Below are 13,647 nucleotides of genomic sequence, written 5' to 3' on the forward strand. Positions count from 1 at the left end.
AATTCCAAGGGGTTTCACATGGATCTACGTAAACTCAAGACTTTGATTGACCTCGTCGCCGAATCGGACATCGCCGAACTCGAAGTAACCGAAGGCGAAAGCAAGGTCCGCATCGTCAAGTCGTCCGCTACGCCCCAAGGCCAGATGGTCATGATGCCGTCGAACGGCATGCAGCAGTTCTCGGCGCCGGCACCGGCTGCCCCGGCAGCAGCGCCTGCCGCCGCGCCGGCCCCGGCCGTTGCCGCCGAGCCGACCGGCCACGTCATCAAGTCGCCGATGGTCGGCACCTTCTACCGTTCGTCCGCTCCGGGCGCCCCGGCCTTCGTCGAAGTCGGCGCCAACATCAAGGAAGGCGATACCCTCTGCATCATCGAGGCAATGAAGCTCCTGAACGAAATCGACGCCGAAGTGTCGGGCGTTGTGACCAAGATCCTGGTGGAAAATGGCCAGCCGGTCGAATTCGGCCAGCCGCTGTTCGTGATCGGCTAAGCATCCCCGCCGGCCGCGCCCTTCGCGGCCTTGATCCGAACCCAGGCCGGCGCACGACGTCGGCACTCTCACAGAACAAGCCTAACCATGTTTGAAAAAATTCTCATCGCCAATCGTGGTGAAATCGCGTTGCGTATCCAGCGCGCGTGCCGCGAAATGGGCATCAAGACGGTGGTCGTTCACTCGGAAGCCGACAAGGACGCCAAGTATGTGAAGCTGGCCGACGAATCCGTCTGCATCGGCCCGGCGCAATCCTCGCTGAGCTACCTGAACATGCCGGCCATCATCAGCGCTGCCGAAGTGACCGATGCCGAAGCGATCCACCCGGGCTACGGCTTCCTGTCGGAAAACGCCGACTTCGCCGAGCGCGTGGAAAAATCCGGTTTCGTCTTCATCGGCCCGCGTTCCGACTCGATCCGCCTGATGGGCGACAAGGTCTCGGCCAAGCAGGCCATGATCCGCGCCGGCGTGCCTTGCGTGCCGGGCTCGGATGGCGCCCTGCCGGACGATCCGAAGGAAATCATCCAGATCGCCCGTAAAGTCGGCTATCCGGTCATCATCAAGGCGGCCGGCGGCGGCGGCGGACGCGGCATGCGCGTCGTGCATACCGAGGCGGCCCTGCTCAATGCGGTGCAGATGACCAAGACCGAAGCCGGTACCGCCTTCGGCAATCCGGAAGTCTATATGGAGAAGTTCCTGGAGAATCCACGTCACGTGGAAATCCAGATCCTCGCCGACGAACACAAGAATGCCGTCTGGCTGGGCGAACGCGACTGCTCGATGCAGCGCCGCCACCAGAAGGTCATCGAGGAAGCACCGGCGCCAGGCATCCCGCGCAAGCTGATCGAAAAGATCGGCGACCGCTGCGCCGAAGCCTGCCGCAAGATCGGCTACCGTGGCGCCGGCACCTTCGAATTCCTGTACGAAAACGGCGAGTTCTACTTCATCGAAATGAACACCCGCGTCCAGGTCGAGCACCCGGTCACGGAAATGATCACCGGCATCGACATCGTGCAGGAACAGATCCGCATCGCCTGCGGCGAGAAACTGCGTTTCCGCCAGCGCGACATCATGCTGGCCGGCCACGCGATCGAATGCCGCATCAACGCCGAAGACCCGTTCAAGTTCACGCCGTCGCCAGGCCGCATCACCGGCTGGCACCCGCCGGGCGGTCCCGGCATCCGTGTCGATTCGCACTCATATGCGGGTTACTATGTGCCACCTCATTACGACTCGATGATCGGTAAGGTAATTTCCTACGGTGCAACGCGCGAGCAGGCCATCCGCCGCATGCAAATTGCACTTTCGGAAATGGTGGTCGAAGGAATCATGACCAACATCCAGCTGCACCGCGAGCTGATGGTCGATGCCCGCTTCATCGAAGGCGGCACCAACATCCACTACCTCGAGCAAAAGCTGGCCAACCGCCCGGACACGAAGATCGCCCTGGGCACTGACAACAAGGCAGACGCATGAGCTGGACTGAAGTCGTCATCGAAATCGCACGCGAGCACGCCGAAGGCCTGTCGGACGCCTTGATGGAAGCGGGCGCGCTGTCGGTTTCGGTGGAAGACGCCGACGAAGGCACCGACCAGGAAAAGCCGCTGTTCGGCGAACCGGGCATGGAGCCGGCGGAAGCGGCCTGGGACCACAGCCGCGTCGTGGCCCTGACCGACACCGATGCCGACCAGGCAGCGATCGTCGCCGAGGCTGCCGCTGCGATCAAGCTGGCCGAGGTCCCGCGCTTCACCACCCGTGAGGTGGCCGATGCCGACTGGGTGCGCCTGACCCAGTCGCAGTTCGAGCCGATCCACATCGGCACCAACATCTGGGTCGTGCCCAGCTGGCACGAGGCGCCCGACCCGGACGGCTTGATTCTCGAGCTCGATCCTGGCCTGGCCTTCGGCACCGGCAGCCATCCGACCACCCGCCTGTGCATGGAGTGGCTCGAAGCCCACCCCAAGCCCGGCAAGTCGGTGCTCGATTACGGCTGCGGTTCGGGCATCCTGGCGATGGTCGCGAAAAAACTCGGCGCGGCCGACGTCGCCGGCGTCGACATCGACCCGCAAGCGATCGAATCGGCACGCGCCAACGCCGAACGCAACGCCTGCGAAATCAGCTTCTACGTGCCGGACGCCTTCGCTGCCTCGTCGAACGAGCGCCATGCGGGCGGCAAGTTCGACATCGTGGTCGCCAACATCTTGTCGAGCCCATTGAAGCTGATGGCGCCGATGTTGTCCGGCCGCGTGGCGCCGGGCGGTTCGCTGGTGCTGTCGGGCGTGCTGGCGCGCCAGGCCGACGAAGTGGCCGCCGCCTACGCACCTTTCATCAAGCTGGGCGTCTGGGCCGAGCAGGACGGCTGGGTTGCCCTTCACGGCACGCTGGGCCAGGACACGGTACCGGCCGCGCGCTCCACCGCTGCCTAAGGGGATCCCAGGCATGGCGCTAGCCACACAATGCCCGCACTGCGGCACGATGTTCCGGGTCGCCTCGGACCAACTCAAGCTGCGCGGGGGCATCGTACGTTGCGGCGCCTGCCAGGAAATCTTCGACGGCAGCGCCACCCTGGTCGACCTCGACAAGCCGCAGCAGACTGCTGCTGCGGCTGCCGTGGCTGCCGTGGCTGCGGTGGCTGCGTCCACTGCGCCACCCTCCCCTCCCCCCGTGCCTGAAGCGGCATTCGAAGCCGCATCTGAAGCCGCATCTGAAGCAGCAGCGCCGGCCGGGGACGAACTGCCTTTCACCATCGTCGACTCGGGCGAGGACAGCGAGCCCGCTGCCGAGGCGCTGCCCGACAGCGCCGATTTCGACGGCCAGCCGGTCTACACGCTCGACTTCGACCATACCTTCGACCCGCTCGGCATCCTGCCGAAGGCAGATGCGCCCGACGCCGCAGCCGGCGCAGCGCCTGCCGACGAGGAGGTCGATGCGCTGGCGCTGCTCCAGCCGTGGTCGCGCCCGCCAAAGGACGCCGACCAGGCCAGCGCGCCTGCATTTGAAACGCTGCCGGCCACGCAGGACCCGGCGCCCGCCAGCGAGCCGGCGCTGCCGGTAGCCGAAACGGCGGCCGCATCGGCAGCGGAACCGCTTGCGCAACCGGCACCGCCCGAGCCGCCTGCCCCGCCGGTAAGGGCGGCCACGGCGCCGGACAGCAGGGGCCGTTACGAGCCTGCCCTCGGCCTGCCCGTGGACGAGGAGCTGGTCGCCGCGCCCCTGCCCGGACATGAGCCGGAACCCGAGCCGGAGCCGGAGCCGCAGCTGGTGGCCGCCGCTGCGCCGCAGCCGCGTCCGCGCGCCGACGACGCGCCGCCGCTGCTCACGCGCGAGTCCGCCGCCAGCACCCATACGCCTGCCGCCTCGATCCCGCCGCCGCCGCTGCGCACGCCGGCCGCCAGGCGTGCCGAAAAAGCGGCCGCGCGCCGCTCCAAGCTCACCCCGACCCGCATCGAGCCGCAGCCGCGACTGCGCGCGGCCGAGATCGACGAGCCGGAATTCGTCAAGCGCAGCCGCCACCAGGAACAGGCAGGCCGCAACCGCAAGCTCGTCATGCTGGCCGGCTCGATCGTGCTGCTGCTGTTGCTGATCGCCCAGGGCGCGATCACCTTCCGCAACGCGCTGGCGGCGCGCTTCCCGGCCACCAAGCCGGCGCTGGTCACGAGCTGCGCCCTGCTCGGCTGCCGCGTCGAACTGCCGGCCCAGGTCGACAAGCTGACCATCGAAACGGGCGAACTGACGACGCTCGGCGACGGCGCCTATTCGTTCGCGACCGAATTGCGCAACACCGCCGGCACGGCCCAGGCCTGGCCCAGCCTCGAGCTGACCCTGCTCGACGCCAACGACAAGCCGGTGGCCCGGCGCGTCTTCCCGCCGAGCGACTACCTGGCCGCCGGCACGCTGCTCGAAAACGGCATCGCACGGGGCGCCGTCCAACCGATCAAGCTCCACTTCCGCGTGGACGACCTGAAACCCTCCGGCTACCACATCGCCGTCTTCTATCCTTGAGCATATGACCCACACCACCCTGATCTGCGGATCGCTGGCCTTCGACAAGATCATGCAGTACCACGGCCGCTTCGCCGAGACCCTGCTGGCGGACCAGCTGCACCGCGTAAACGTCTCCTTCCTGGTACCGACCTTGCGCACCGAATACGGCGGCTGCTCGGCCAACATCGCCTACAACCTGAAGCTGCTCGGCGGCGACCCCTTGATCATGGCGACCATCGGCCAGGACGGCGGCGACTACCTCGAGCGCCTGCGCAACTTCGGCATCGAGACGCGCGCCATCAAGACCATCGGCGACGCCTATACGGCGCAGTGTTTTGTTACCGCCGACCAGGACAACAACCAGATCAACGCCTTCCACCCGGGCGCGATGCAGTTCTCGCACGAGAACAACGTGGCCGATTGCGGCGCGCTGCGCGTGGCGATCATCGCGCCCGACGGCCGCGACGGCATGCTCAAGCACGCGCGCGACTGCGCCGCGCTGGGCGTGCCCTTCATGTTCGACCCGGGCCAGCAGCTGCCGATGTTCAGCGGCGAGGAACTGCTCGCCTTTATCGAGCAGGCGACCTACCTGGCCGCGAACGACTACGAATTCGAAATGGTGATGGAACGCACCAAGCTCTCGCTCGACGAGATCGCCGCACGCCTGGACGCCCTGATCGTCACGCGCGGCGAAAAGGGCTCGGAGATCTACGCCGGCGGCGAGCGCTACGACATCCCGGCCGTGCCGGCAGCGGCCGTGGTCGACCCGACCGGCTGCGGCGACGCCTACCGCGCCGGCCTCCTGTACGGCATCGCACAAGGCTTCGACTGGAACACCACCGGCCGCCTCGCCAGCCTACTCGGCTCGATCAAGATCGCCCATCAAGGCGGCCAGAACCACAGCTTCACCCCTGCAGAGATCGCCGACAAGTTCGAAACCGCCTTCGGCTACCGCTTCAATTAACCGGTCCCCGACCACGCAGTTCTGAATGTAGGGTGGGCGCGGCCGCCGACCACAAAAAAAATGGGCAGCCCAGGCTGCCCATTTTCACATCCACCGAATACCGTTCAATACGGTCCCGGTATCACGATCCTCACCAGATACAGCACGATCTGCAGCAGCAGCACCGCCACCAGCACCGACAAATCCAGCCCGCCGATCGGCGGCACCACGCGCCGGATCGGCCGCAGCAGCGGATCGTTGAGCGCGTGCACGAAAGGCGCCAGCGGCGCGTGCGGGTTGACCCAGCTGAAGATGGCTTCGATGATCAGCAGCGCGACGAACCCGTAGACGATCCACTTGATGAAGCGGGCCAGCGCGAACAGGAACACCTGCTCGCCGGTAGCGCCGGCCAGCAGGTAGATCGAGGTGGCCAGCAGCACCACGACAAAGGCCGCGATCAGGCTCGCCCAGTCGTAGCCGCCGGCACCCGGCACGATGCGGCGCAGCGGCTTGACCAGCCAATCGCTCAGCGTGAAAGTGAACTGTGCCACGGACGAGGGAGGGCGAACGCGGATGGCCTGCATCCAGAAGCGCAGAAGCAGCACCGCACCCAGGACAGTGGCAACGGTATCGACAATCAACTGAAGAATGGGCAGCACGACTACTCCTTGAAATAAAAAAAACCGCCGTGTGAAAGGTTCACACAGCGGTATTTTGCCCTAAAGCGGGCCTGTCCTGCTATTACGGACGGCTGCTGGTCGGGAACGGCCAGGCGGCCGCAGGCGACAGCGTCGTCTTCGCAGCCGGAGCCGGCGCCGCCGGCTTGGCTTCGGTGCCGGCCTTGGCTTCCGGCTGGGCTGCCGGTTTCGCCTCGGCCTTGGCCGCCGGCTTCTTCGCTGCCGCTTTCTTTGCCGCTGGCTTGGCTGCAGCTTCAGGCTTGGCTTCGGCCTTCGCCGCCGCTTCCGGCTTGGCTTCCGCTTTTGCTTCCGGCTTCGCTTCGGCCTTCATCTCGGCCTTCGCTTCCGGCTTGGCCTCGGCCTTCGTCTCGGTCTTCGCTTCCGGCTTGGCTTCAGCTTTGGTGGCGGCCGGCTTCGCTGCAGGCTTGGCGGCTGGCTTGGCTGCCGGCTTGGCCGCTGCCGGCTTGGCGGCGGCCTTCGGCGCTTCCGTCACGGCAGGCCTGGCGGCTGGAGCCTTGGTGGCTGCCGGCTTGGCCGGAGCCTTGGCTGCGGTCTTCGTTGCCGCGGTCTTGTCGGACGTCTTCGCAGACGTCCCCTTGGCTGCCGTCTTGGTCGCTGCGGTCTTGGCCGGAGCCTTGGCAGCCGTCTTGGTCGCTGCGGTCTTGGCCGGAGCCTTGGCAGACGTCTTGGTCGCTGCGGTCTTGGCCGGAGCCTTGGCTGCCGTCTTGGTCGCTGCGGTCTTGGCCGGAGCCTTGGCTGCCGTCTTCGTCGCGGTGGCCTTGGCCGGAGTCTTGGCTGCCGTCTTCGTCGCTGCGGCCTTGGCCGGAGCCTTGGCAGCCGTCTTGGTCGCTGCGGTCTTGGCCGGAGCCTTGGCTGCCGTCTTCGTCGCAGTGGCCTTGGCCGGAGCCTTGGCTGCCGTCTTCGTCGCTGCGGCCTTGGCCGGCGCCTTGGCGGCGGTCTTGGCAGGCGTCTTGGCGGCAGTCCTGGTCGCAGCGGCTTTCGCTACCGGTTTGGCGGCGGTCTTCTTCGCGGCTGGCTTGGCTGCCGACTTGGCTGCAGTCTTGGCGGCCGGCTTGGCGGACGTCTTCGCAGACGCCCCCTTGGCAGCCGGCTTCGTTACCGCTTTCGCTGCCGGCTTGGCAGCGGATTTGGTCGCGGCGGTTTTCGCTACCGGCTTGGCGGCAGCGGTCTTCTTCGCGGCTGGCTTGGCAGCTGGCTTGGCTGTCGACTTCGTTGCAGCCTTCGCTGCCGGCTTGGTTGCAGCCTTCGCTGCCGGCTTGGCGGCGGACTTGGTTGCGGCGGCTTTCGCCACCGGCTTGGCGGCGGCGGTCTTCTTCGCGGCTGGCTTGGCCGCTGGCTTGCTTGCTGCCTTGGCCGCTGGCTTGCTTGCAGCCTTCGCTGCCGGTTTCGCTGCAGCCTTTGCTGCGGGCTTGGCAGCAGATTTGGTCGCGGCGGCTTTCGCTGCCGGCTTGGCGGCGGCGGTCTTCTTGGCGGCTGGCTTGGCTGCCGGCTTGGTTGCAGCCTTCGCTGCCGGCTTGGCTGCCGGTTTCGCCGCAGCCTTGGCCGCTGGTTTTGCCGCAGCCTTGGCAGCTGGCTTCGCTGCAGCTTTCGCCGCTGGCTTGGCGGCCGGCTTGGTGGCGACAGCCGACTTGGCAGCTGGTTTTTCTGCGGCGGCCTTGGCGGCCGGTTTCGCGGCAGTCTTGGCTGCCGGTTTTGCTGCTGGTTTCTTAGCGGCTGTTGCCATTTCGTTCTCCTTCTCTGCGATGAGAAAATGCGCTACAAGTTGAAATTCGGCCGACCCTGAAGTCAGGCGAACGATCCATCGAAACCACCTAAACGGTTCATACCGATGGATCCGGCACCAGCTGAACTGCTGCAACTCCTCACGATTGCAGCACTTCAGCCAACGACGCCGGGACACGCACCGACTGCTTTCAGTTGCGCTTCCACATCGCTACCCTTGCGGGCACGAAAAGAAAAAGCCGCCTTGCCTGAAGAAGATCAGGCAGTGCGGCTTGTTCTTTTCGTTACGCTTTATGTGCATACTGATGGTATCAGCGTCCCAAGAATTCGATCGGTTAGGTTTGCCTCGGAACATGCAAAAACATCCATGTTCACGTTTTGACAAATTCAATCACGTAAAGTACACGAAAACCTTGTCAGTGCGCAACCCGCGCACGGTTAAAACGCCCTATTGGACCATTTAGCGACGCCCCGTGCACACAGGAGGGCTTGATCGGGATCATTCGAGGCGTAAATTGGGCGCACTGGGCGCGTCCGAGGGCCCTGTCCGCGCCGTCAAATCCGGCATAAAAAAACCCGGCGTTTGCGCGCCGGGTTTTGCGTTTTCACGTGACTACTCGATGGGTGCCGAGGGAATCAATCCCAGTTCAGCGCCCCACCCGTCTGGTACTCGGTGACGCGCGTCTCGAAGAAGTTACGCTCCTTCTTGAGGTCGATCATTTCGCTCATCCATGGGAACGGATTCTCTTCGTTCGGGAACAGCGGATCGAGGCCGATCTGGACGGCGCGGCGGTTCGCGATGAAGCGCAGGTAGCCCTTGAACATCGGGGCGTTCAGGCCCAGCACGCCGCGCGGCATGGTGTCTTCGGCGTAGCGGTATTCAAGGTCGACGGCCTGCAGGAACAGCGCCTTCAGTTCTTCCTTGAAGGCCGACGTCCACAGCATCGGGTTTTCCATCTTGATCGTGTTGATCAGGTCGATACCGAAGTTCACGTGCATCGACTCGTCGCGCAGGATGTACTGGTACTGCTCGGCGGCGCCGGTCATCTTGTTTTGACGGCCGAGCGCCAGGATCTGGGTGAAGCCGACGTAGAAGAACAGGCCTTCCATCAGGCAGGCGAAGACGATGATCGATTTCAGCAGCTTCTGGTCGTTTTCGAGCGTGCCGGTCTTGAATTCCGGGTCGGTCAGGACGTTGATGAACGGGATCAGGAACTGGTCCTTGTCGTGGATCGACTCGATCTCGTTATAGGCGTTGAAGATCTCGCGCTCGTCCAGGCCGAGCGACTCGACGATGTACTGGTAGGCGTGGGTGTGGATCGCCTCCTCAAAAGCCTGGCGCAGCAGGTACTGGCGGCATTCCGGCGCCGTGATGTGGCGGTAGGTGCCCAGCACGATGTTGTTGGCGGCCAGCGAGTCGGCAGTCACGAAGAAGCCGAGGTTGCGCTTGACCAGACGGCGCTCGTCTTCCGACAGGCCGTTCGGGTTCTTCCACAGCTCGATGTCGCGCTGCATGTTCACTTCCTGCGGCATCCAGTGGTTGGCGCAGCCGGCCAGGTATTTGTCCCAGGCCCACTTGTACTTGAACGGCACCAGCTGGTTGACGTCGGTCTGGCCGTTGATGATGCGCTTGTCGTCCGCGTTCACGCGCTTGGCGACCAGTGCGGCGTCGACGGTTTCCGCTTCGCCTGCGGCTTGCGGTACGCGCGCTGGCGCGCTCGTTGGTTCATCGTCCCATGACAGCATGATTTTCCTTCTTTCTAATCTAGACGGCAGCGCCCGGCGCGAAGGCCGGGCGTGCATTCAATTTCTAAAACTTACTGGCAAGCTTCGCACTCGTCGAAACCGGCGTCGCCAGGACGCAGGTAGCAGGCCGCGCCTTCCGCTTCCGGTGCCGCAGGTGCCGCGGCAACCGGTGCCGCCGCCGGCGCCGCGTGGCCCACCAGGCCGCCCGAGACCGGCACCGCGTTCAGCGCGCCGGTACGGCTGGTCGACTTCTCCATGTGCGTCGCCGCGATGGTGCGCAGGTAGTAGGTCGTCTTCAGGCCGCGCAGCCAGGCCAGCTTATAGGTTTCGTCGAGCTTCTTGCCCGAGGCGCCGGCCATGTAGATGTTCAGCGATTGCGCCTGGTCGATCCACTTCTGGCGGCGCGATGCCTGCTCCACCAGCCACTTCGGCTCGACTTCGAAGGCCGTCGCGTAGATGTCGCGCAGGTCTTGCGGCACGCGGTCGATCTTCGACAGGGAGCCGTCGAAATACTTCAGGTCGGCGATCATGACTTCGTCCCACAGGTCGCGCGCCTTCAGGTCGCGCACCAGGTACGAATTGATCTCGGTGAATTCGCCCGACAGGTTCGACTTCACGTACAGGTTCTGGAAGGTCGGCTCGATACAGGCCGACACGCCGATGATGTTCGAGATCGTCGCGGTCGGGGCGATCGCCACGCAGTTCGAATTGCGCATGCCGAACTGCTTGATGCGCTCGCGCACCACGCTCCAGTCCATCGATTCGCTCGTGTCCTGCTCGAGGTAGCCGCCGCGTTCTTCCGCCAGCAGCTTGATCGAGTCCTGCGGCAGGATGCCGCGGTCCCACAGCGAACCTTCGTACGACTCGTAGCGGCCGCGCTCTTCGGCCAGCTCGGTCGAGGCGAGATACGCGAAGTAGCAGACGGCTTCCATCGAACGGTCGGCGAACTCCACCGCTTTATCCGAGGCGAACGGCACGCGCATCATGTGCAGGCAGTCCTGGTGGCCCATGATGCCCATGCCGACCGGGCGGTGGCGCAGGTTCGAATTACGGGCCTTGTCGACGGCGTAGTAGTTGATGTCGATGACGTTGTCGAGCATGCGCATCGCGGTGCGGATCGTCTTCTGCAGTTTTACATGATCCAGGCCATCGCCCTTCATGTGCTGCGGCAGGTTGATCGAGCCCAGGTTGCAGACCGCGATTTCGTCGGCGCTGGTGTTCAGGGTGATCTCGGTGCACAGGTTCGACGAGTGCACGACGCCGATGTGCTGCTGCGGCGAACGGATGTTGCATGGGTCCTTGAAGGTGATCCATGGGTGGCCGGTCTCGAACAGCATCGACAGCATCTTGCGCCACAGGTCGAGCGCTTCGATCTTCTTGAACACGCGGATTTCGCCGCGCTCGGCCTTGGCTTCATAGGCCAGGTAGGCTTGTTCGAAAGCCTTGCCGACCAGGTCGTGCAGGTCAGGGGTTTCGCTCGGGGTGAACAGGGTCCAGTGGCCCTTTTCCATCACGCGCTTCATGAACAGGTCGGGAATCCAGTTCGCCGTGTTCATGTCGTGGGTGCGGCGGCGGTCGTCGCCGGTGTTCTTGCGCAGGTCGAGGAATTCCTCGATGTCCATGTGCCAGGTTTCCAGGTAGGCGCAGACCGCGCCCTTGCGCTTGCCGCCCTGGTTCACGGCCACGGCCGTGTCGTTGACCACTTTCAGGAACGGCACCACGCCTTGCGACTTGCCGTTGGTGCCCTTGATGCGCGAGCCGAGCGCGCGCACCGGGGTCCAGTCGTTACCGAGGCCGCCGGCGAACTTCGACAGCAGCGCGTTTTCCTTGATGGCGTCGTAGATGCCTTCCAGGTCGTCGCCGACCGTGGTCAGGTAGCAGGACGACAGCTGCGAGCGGCGGGTACCCGAATTGAACAGGGTCGGGGTCGAGCTCATGAAGTCGAAGGACGACAGCAGGTTGTAGAACTCGATGGCGCGCTCTTCGCGGTCCGCTTCGCGCAGGGCCAGGCCCATCGCGACGCGCATGTAGAAGGCCTGCGGCATTTCGATGCGGGTGTCGCGCACGTGCAGGAAGTAGCGGTCGTACAGGGTCTGCAGGCCGATGTAGCCGAACTGCAGGTCGCGGTCGGCAACGATGGCCTTCGCCAGGCGCTCGAGGTCGTACTTGCCCAGCTCTTCGTCGAGCAGTTCGTTGGCGATGCCCTTGGCGACGTATTGCGGGAAATAGGTGATGTATTCGGCGGCGGCTTTTGCTTGCGGCACTTCCTTGCCGAAGACTTCCTTGCGGATCGTGTGCAGCAGGATGCGGGCGGTGACCTGGCTGTAGGCAGGATCGGTTTCCATCAGGGCGCGGGCGGCCAGGATGGCCGACTTGTGCAGCTCTTCGACCGGCACGCCGTCGTAGAGGTTGCGCAGGGTCTCCGCCACGATCGCGTCGGCGTCGACATGCTTCTCCAGGCCGGCGCAGGCGGCATTCACCAGGGCGTGCACGTCGTTGACGTCGAGCGGCAGGCGCTGGCCGTTGTCGACCACGTGGATCTGCGGCGCCTGCACGGCGGAGGTGCCGGCGGCTTCCTTGGCGGCACGGCGCTCTTCCATCTGCTTGGCGCGGTACAGGACATAGGCGCGCGCGACATCATGCTCGCCCGAGCGCATCAAGGACAATTCAACCTGATCCTGCACGTCTTCGATATGGAAGGTGCCGCCGTTCGGCTGGCGGCGCATCAGGGCGGCGACCACGTTGTTGGTCAGCTCTTCCACCAGGTCGCGGATGCGGGCCGAGACAGCGCCCTGGCCGCCGGCGACGGCCAGGAAGGCCTTGGTCATCGCGACCGAGATCTTGTTCGGCTCGAACGGCACGACGGCGCCATTGCGGCGCAGGATGCGGTAGTCGGCGCGGGCGGCCAGTTCGGCGGCGCTATTGCCGCCGGCTGCCGTGCCTGGAGCCGCATGCGGGTGGATTGAAATGTCTTGGGATGTCTGCATTGAGCCTCCGGGATGGGCAGGTGACTGCCGCCATGTTTTCAACGGTTCGCCCGCACACGCGGACGAGCTGAGAATTAATTTAAAAGCGAAAATTCAAAAGCAAAAGTCATCCTGCCGACCTGATGCGCCAGGCCGGACAATGTCGTTGCCAAAGGATGTCTTAACGGGCTTGAAGCAAAATCAGCGAGAACCGAGTTGTAACGAAGTTATTGCTCATTTACTGCTCATGTGCTGCTCTTGTACTGAGTTGGCATCGCCCCATTACTGCTGAGCAAGCTGAACTGTACCGCTTGTTATACTTGGGTCCGCTACCACTACATCTAGTGATGCGGTTTGATATGGGACTAATTGTAGTACCCGTTCGGCGCAGGGTGCAAGTGAATAAACTTCCAATTTCTGCCGTTTTTTATGCGCCACGGCCTTGACATTTGGGGTTCCGACTCGTCATGCGCGGTAGACGGTAAGTGAGCACTAACCTGTTGCTCAAAGCTTGTTCAACGGGTCGCGCCGCTCTCCGGACATGGTGCGGCAGGCACCATTTTGCACTGGCGAAAAGGCAACGCTTTTTGACAATATTTGACATTGTTGCCGCTCCAGCCGAAGCACGTTACCGGGTCCCGTTCCCGGGCCGGGCGCCGTCAGCGCGAGCGCGAGCGCTCGTCCCCGCTCGGCTCGGGCTGCACCAGCACGCAGGTTTTCGCCGCGCCATCCCAGCTGCCGCCGGCCTTGCGGCAGGCCCCGGCCCGCTGCTCGTGCTTGGCCCACATCACCGCGGCGAGGAGCGCGATGGCGAGGGCGGCATAGCGAAGTAATTTAGGCATGTCGGTTCTCCGGTTCCTGGATTTCGAGCTTGTGCATCTGGTAACGCAACTGGCGTACGCTCAGGCCCAGCAAGCCGGCAGCCTCGGCCCGGTTGAACCCGGTGCGGGCCAGCGCGCGCCCGATGATGTCGCGCTCGACCTGTTCCAGGTAGGCCCGCAAGTTGCCCGGCAAGGCGCCCGGACCGGGCGGCGGCGCGTCGGGCGCCGCGTCGGGCGCCGGGACAGGCGCCGCGGCGGGCGGCGGCGGCTCGGCCGGC

The 13,647-nt window shown here is 64.6% G+C and carries 11 protein-coding genes; 5 read left to right on the top strand and 6 right to left on the bottom strand.

Annotation, left to right across the window (positions count from 1 at the left end; genetic code table 11):
* The first annotated feature begins 18 nt into the window (after nucleotides 1–18).
* From accB to ACFPAH_RS07490, 5 genes are all read left to right on the top strand, one after another.
* Nucleotides 19–489 carry an acetyl-CoA carboxylase biotin carboxyl carrier protein gene (gene accB / locus ACFPAH_RS07470; protein WP_379742913.1) on the top strand — a complete coding sequence of 157 codons (471 nt, stop codon included), beginning with the start codon at nucleotides 19–21 and terminating at the stop codon, nucleotides 487–489.
* Between the two features lie 87 nt (nucleotides 490–576).
* Nucleotides 577–1,965, top strand: coding sequence for an acetyl-CoA carboxylase biotin carboxylase subunit (gene accC, locus ACFPAH_RS07475; RefSeq protein WP_379742917.1), 1,389 nt, complete (start codon nucleotides 577–579; stop codon nucleotides 1,963–1,965).
* Nucleotides 1,962–2,915, top strand: a complete 954-nt coding sequence (gene prmA, locus ACFPAH_RS07480) for a 50S ribosomal protein L11 methyltransferase (RefSeq protein WP_379742921.1) — start codon at nucleotides 1,962–1,964, stop codon at nucleotides 2,913–2,915. Before accC ends, prmA begins: the two co-directional genes overlap by 4 nt.
* A 13-nt stretch (nucleotides 2,916–2,928) precedes the next feature.
* A complete protein-coding gene (locus tag ACFPAH_RS07485) occupies nucleotides 2,929–4,491 on the top strand; it encodes a zinc-ribbon and DUF3426 domain-containing protein (RefSeq protein ID WP_379742924.1) in 1,563 nt (520 codons plus the stop codon).
* A gap of 4 nt (nucleotides 4,492–4,495) precedes the next feature.
* Nucleotides 4,496–5,437: a carbohydrate kinase family protein gene (locus ACFPAH_RS07490; protein WP_379742927.1), complete on the top strand. Its 942-nt coding sequence runs from the start codon at nucleotides 4,496–4,498 to the stop codon at nucleotides 5,435–5,437.
* Nucleotides 5,438–5,541: 104 nt separating this feature from the next.
* On the opposite strand, the gene ACFPAH_RS07495 is transcribed toward ACFPAH_RS07490, so the two are convergent.
* The 6 genes from ACFPAH_RS07495 to ACFPAH_RS07520 form a co-directional block, all read right to left on the bottom strand.
* Nucleotides 5,542–6,075: a YggT family protein gene (locus tag ACFPAH_RS07495; RefSeq protein ID WP_379742930.1), complete on the bottom strand. Its 534-nt coding sequence runs from the start codon at nucleotides 6,073–6,075 to the stop codon at nucleotides 5,542–5,544.
* 82 nt (nucleotides 6,076–6,157) lie between these two features.
* Complete coding sequence (locus ACFPAH_RS07500) at nucleotides 6,158–7,837, bottom strand: hypothetical protein (RefSeq protein WP_379742933.1); 1,680 nt, start codon at nucleotides 7,835–7,837, stop codon at nucleotides 6,158–6,160.
* Between the two features lie 635 nt (nucleotides 7,838–8,472).
* The gene (locus tag ACFPAH_RS07505) at nucleotides 8,473–9,582 is read right to left on the bottom strand and encodes a ribonucleotide-diphosphate reductase subunit beta (protein ID WP_379742936.1); all 1,110 of its coding nucleotides are present in this window, start codon (nucleotides 9,580–9,582) and stop codon (nucleotides 8,473–8,475) included.
* Between the two features lie 71 nt (nucleotides 9,583–9,653).
* Nucleotides 9,654–12,569: a ribonucleoside-diphosphate reductase subunit alpha gene (locus ACFPAH_RS07510; RefSeq protein WP_379742939.1), complete on the bottom strand. Its 2,916-nt coding sequence runs from the start codon at nucleotides 12,567–12,569 to the stop codon at nucleotides 9,654–9,656.
* Nucleotides 12,570–13,207: 638 nt separating this feature from the next.
* Entirely contained in the window at nucleotides 13,208–13,390 is a 183-nt protein-coding gene (locus tag ACFPAH_RS07515; RefSeq protein WP_379742942.1) for a hypothetical protein, read from the bottom strand.
* Nucleotides 13,383–13,647 (bottom strand): helix-turn-helix domain-containing protein (locus ACFPAH_RS07520; RefSeq protein WP_379742945.1); only part of this gene is annotated, 265 nt, incomplete at its 5' end. The genes ACFPAH_RS07515 and ACFPAH_RS07520, both read right to left, overlap by 8 nt.

The organism is Massilia sp. GCM10023247, assembly GCF_042653325.1.
In the GTDB taxonomy this organism is placed as follows: domain Bacteria; phylum Pseudomonadota; class Gammaproteobacteria; order Burkholderiales; family Burkholderiaceae_D; genus Telluria.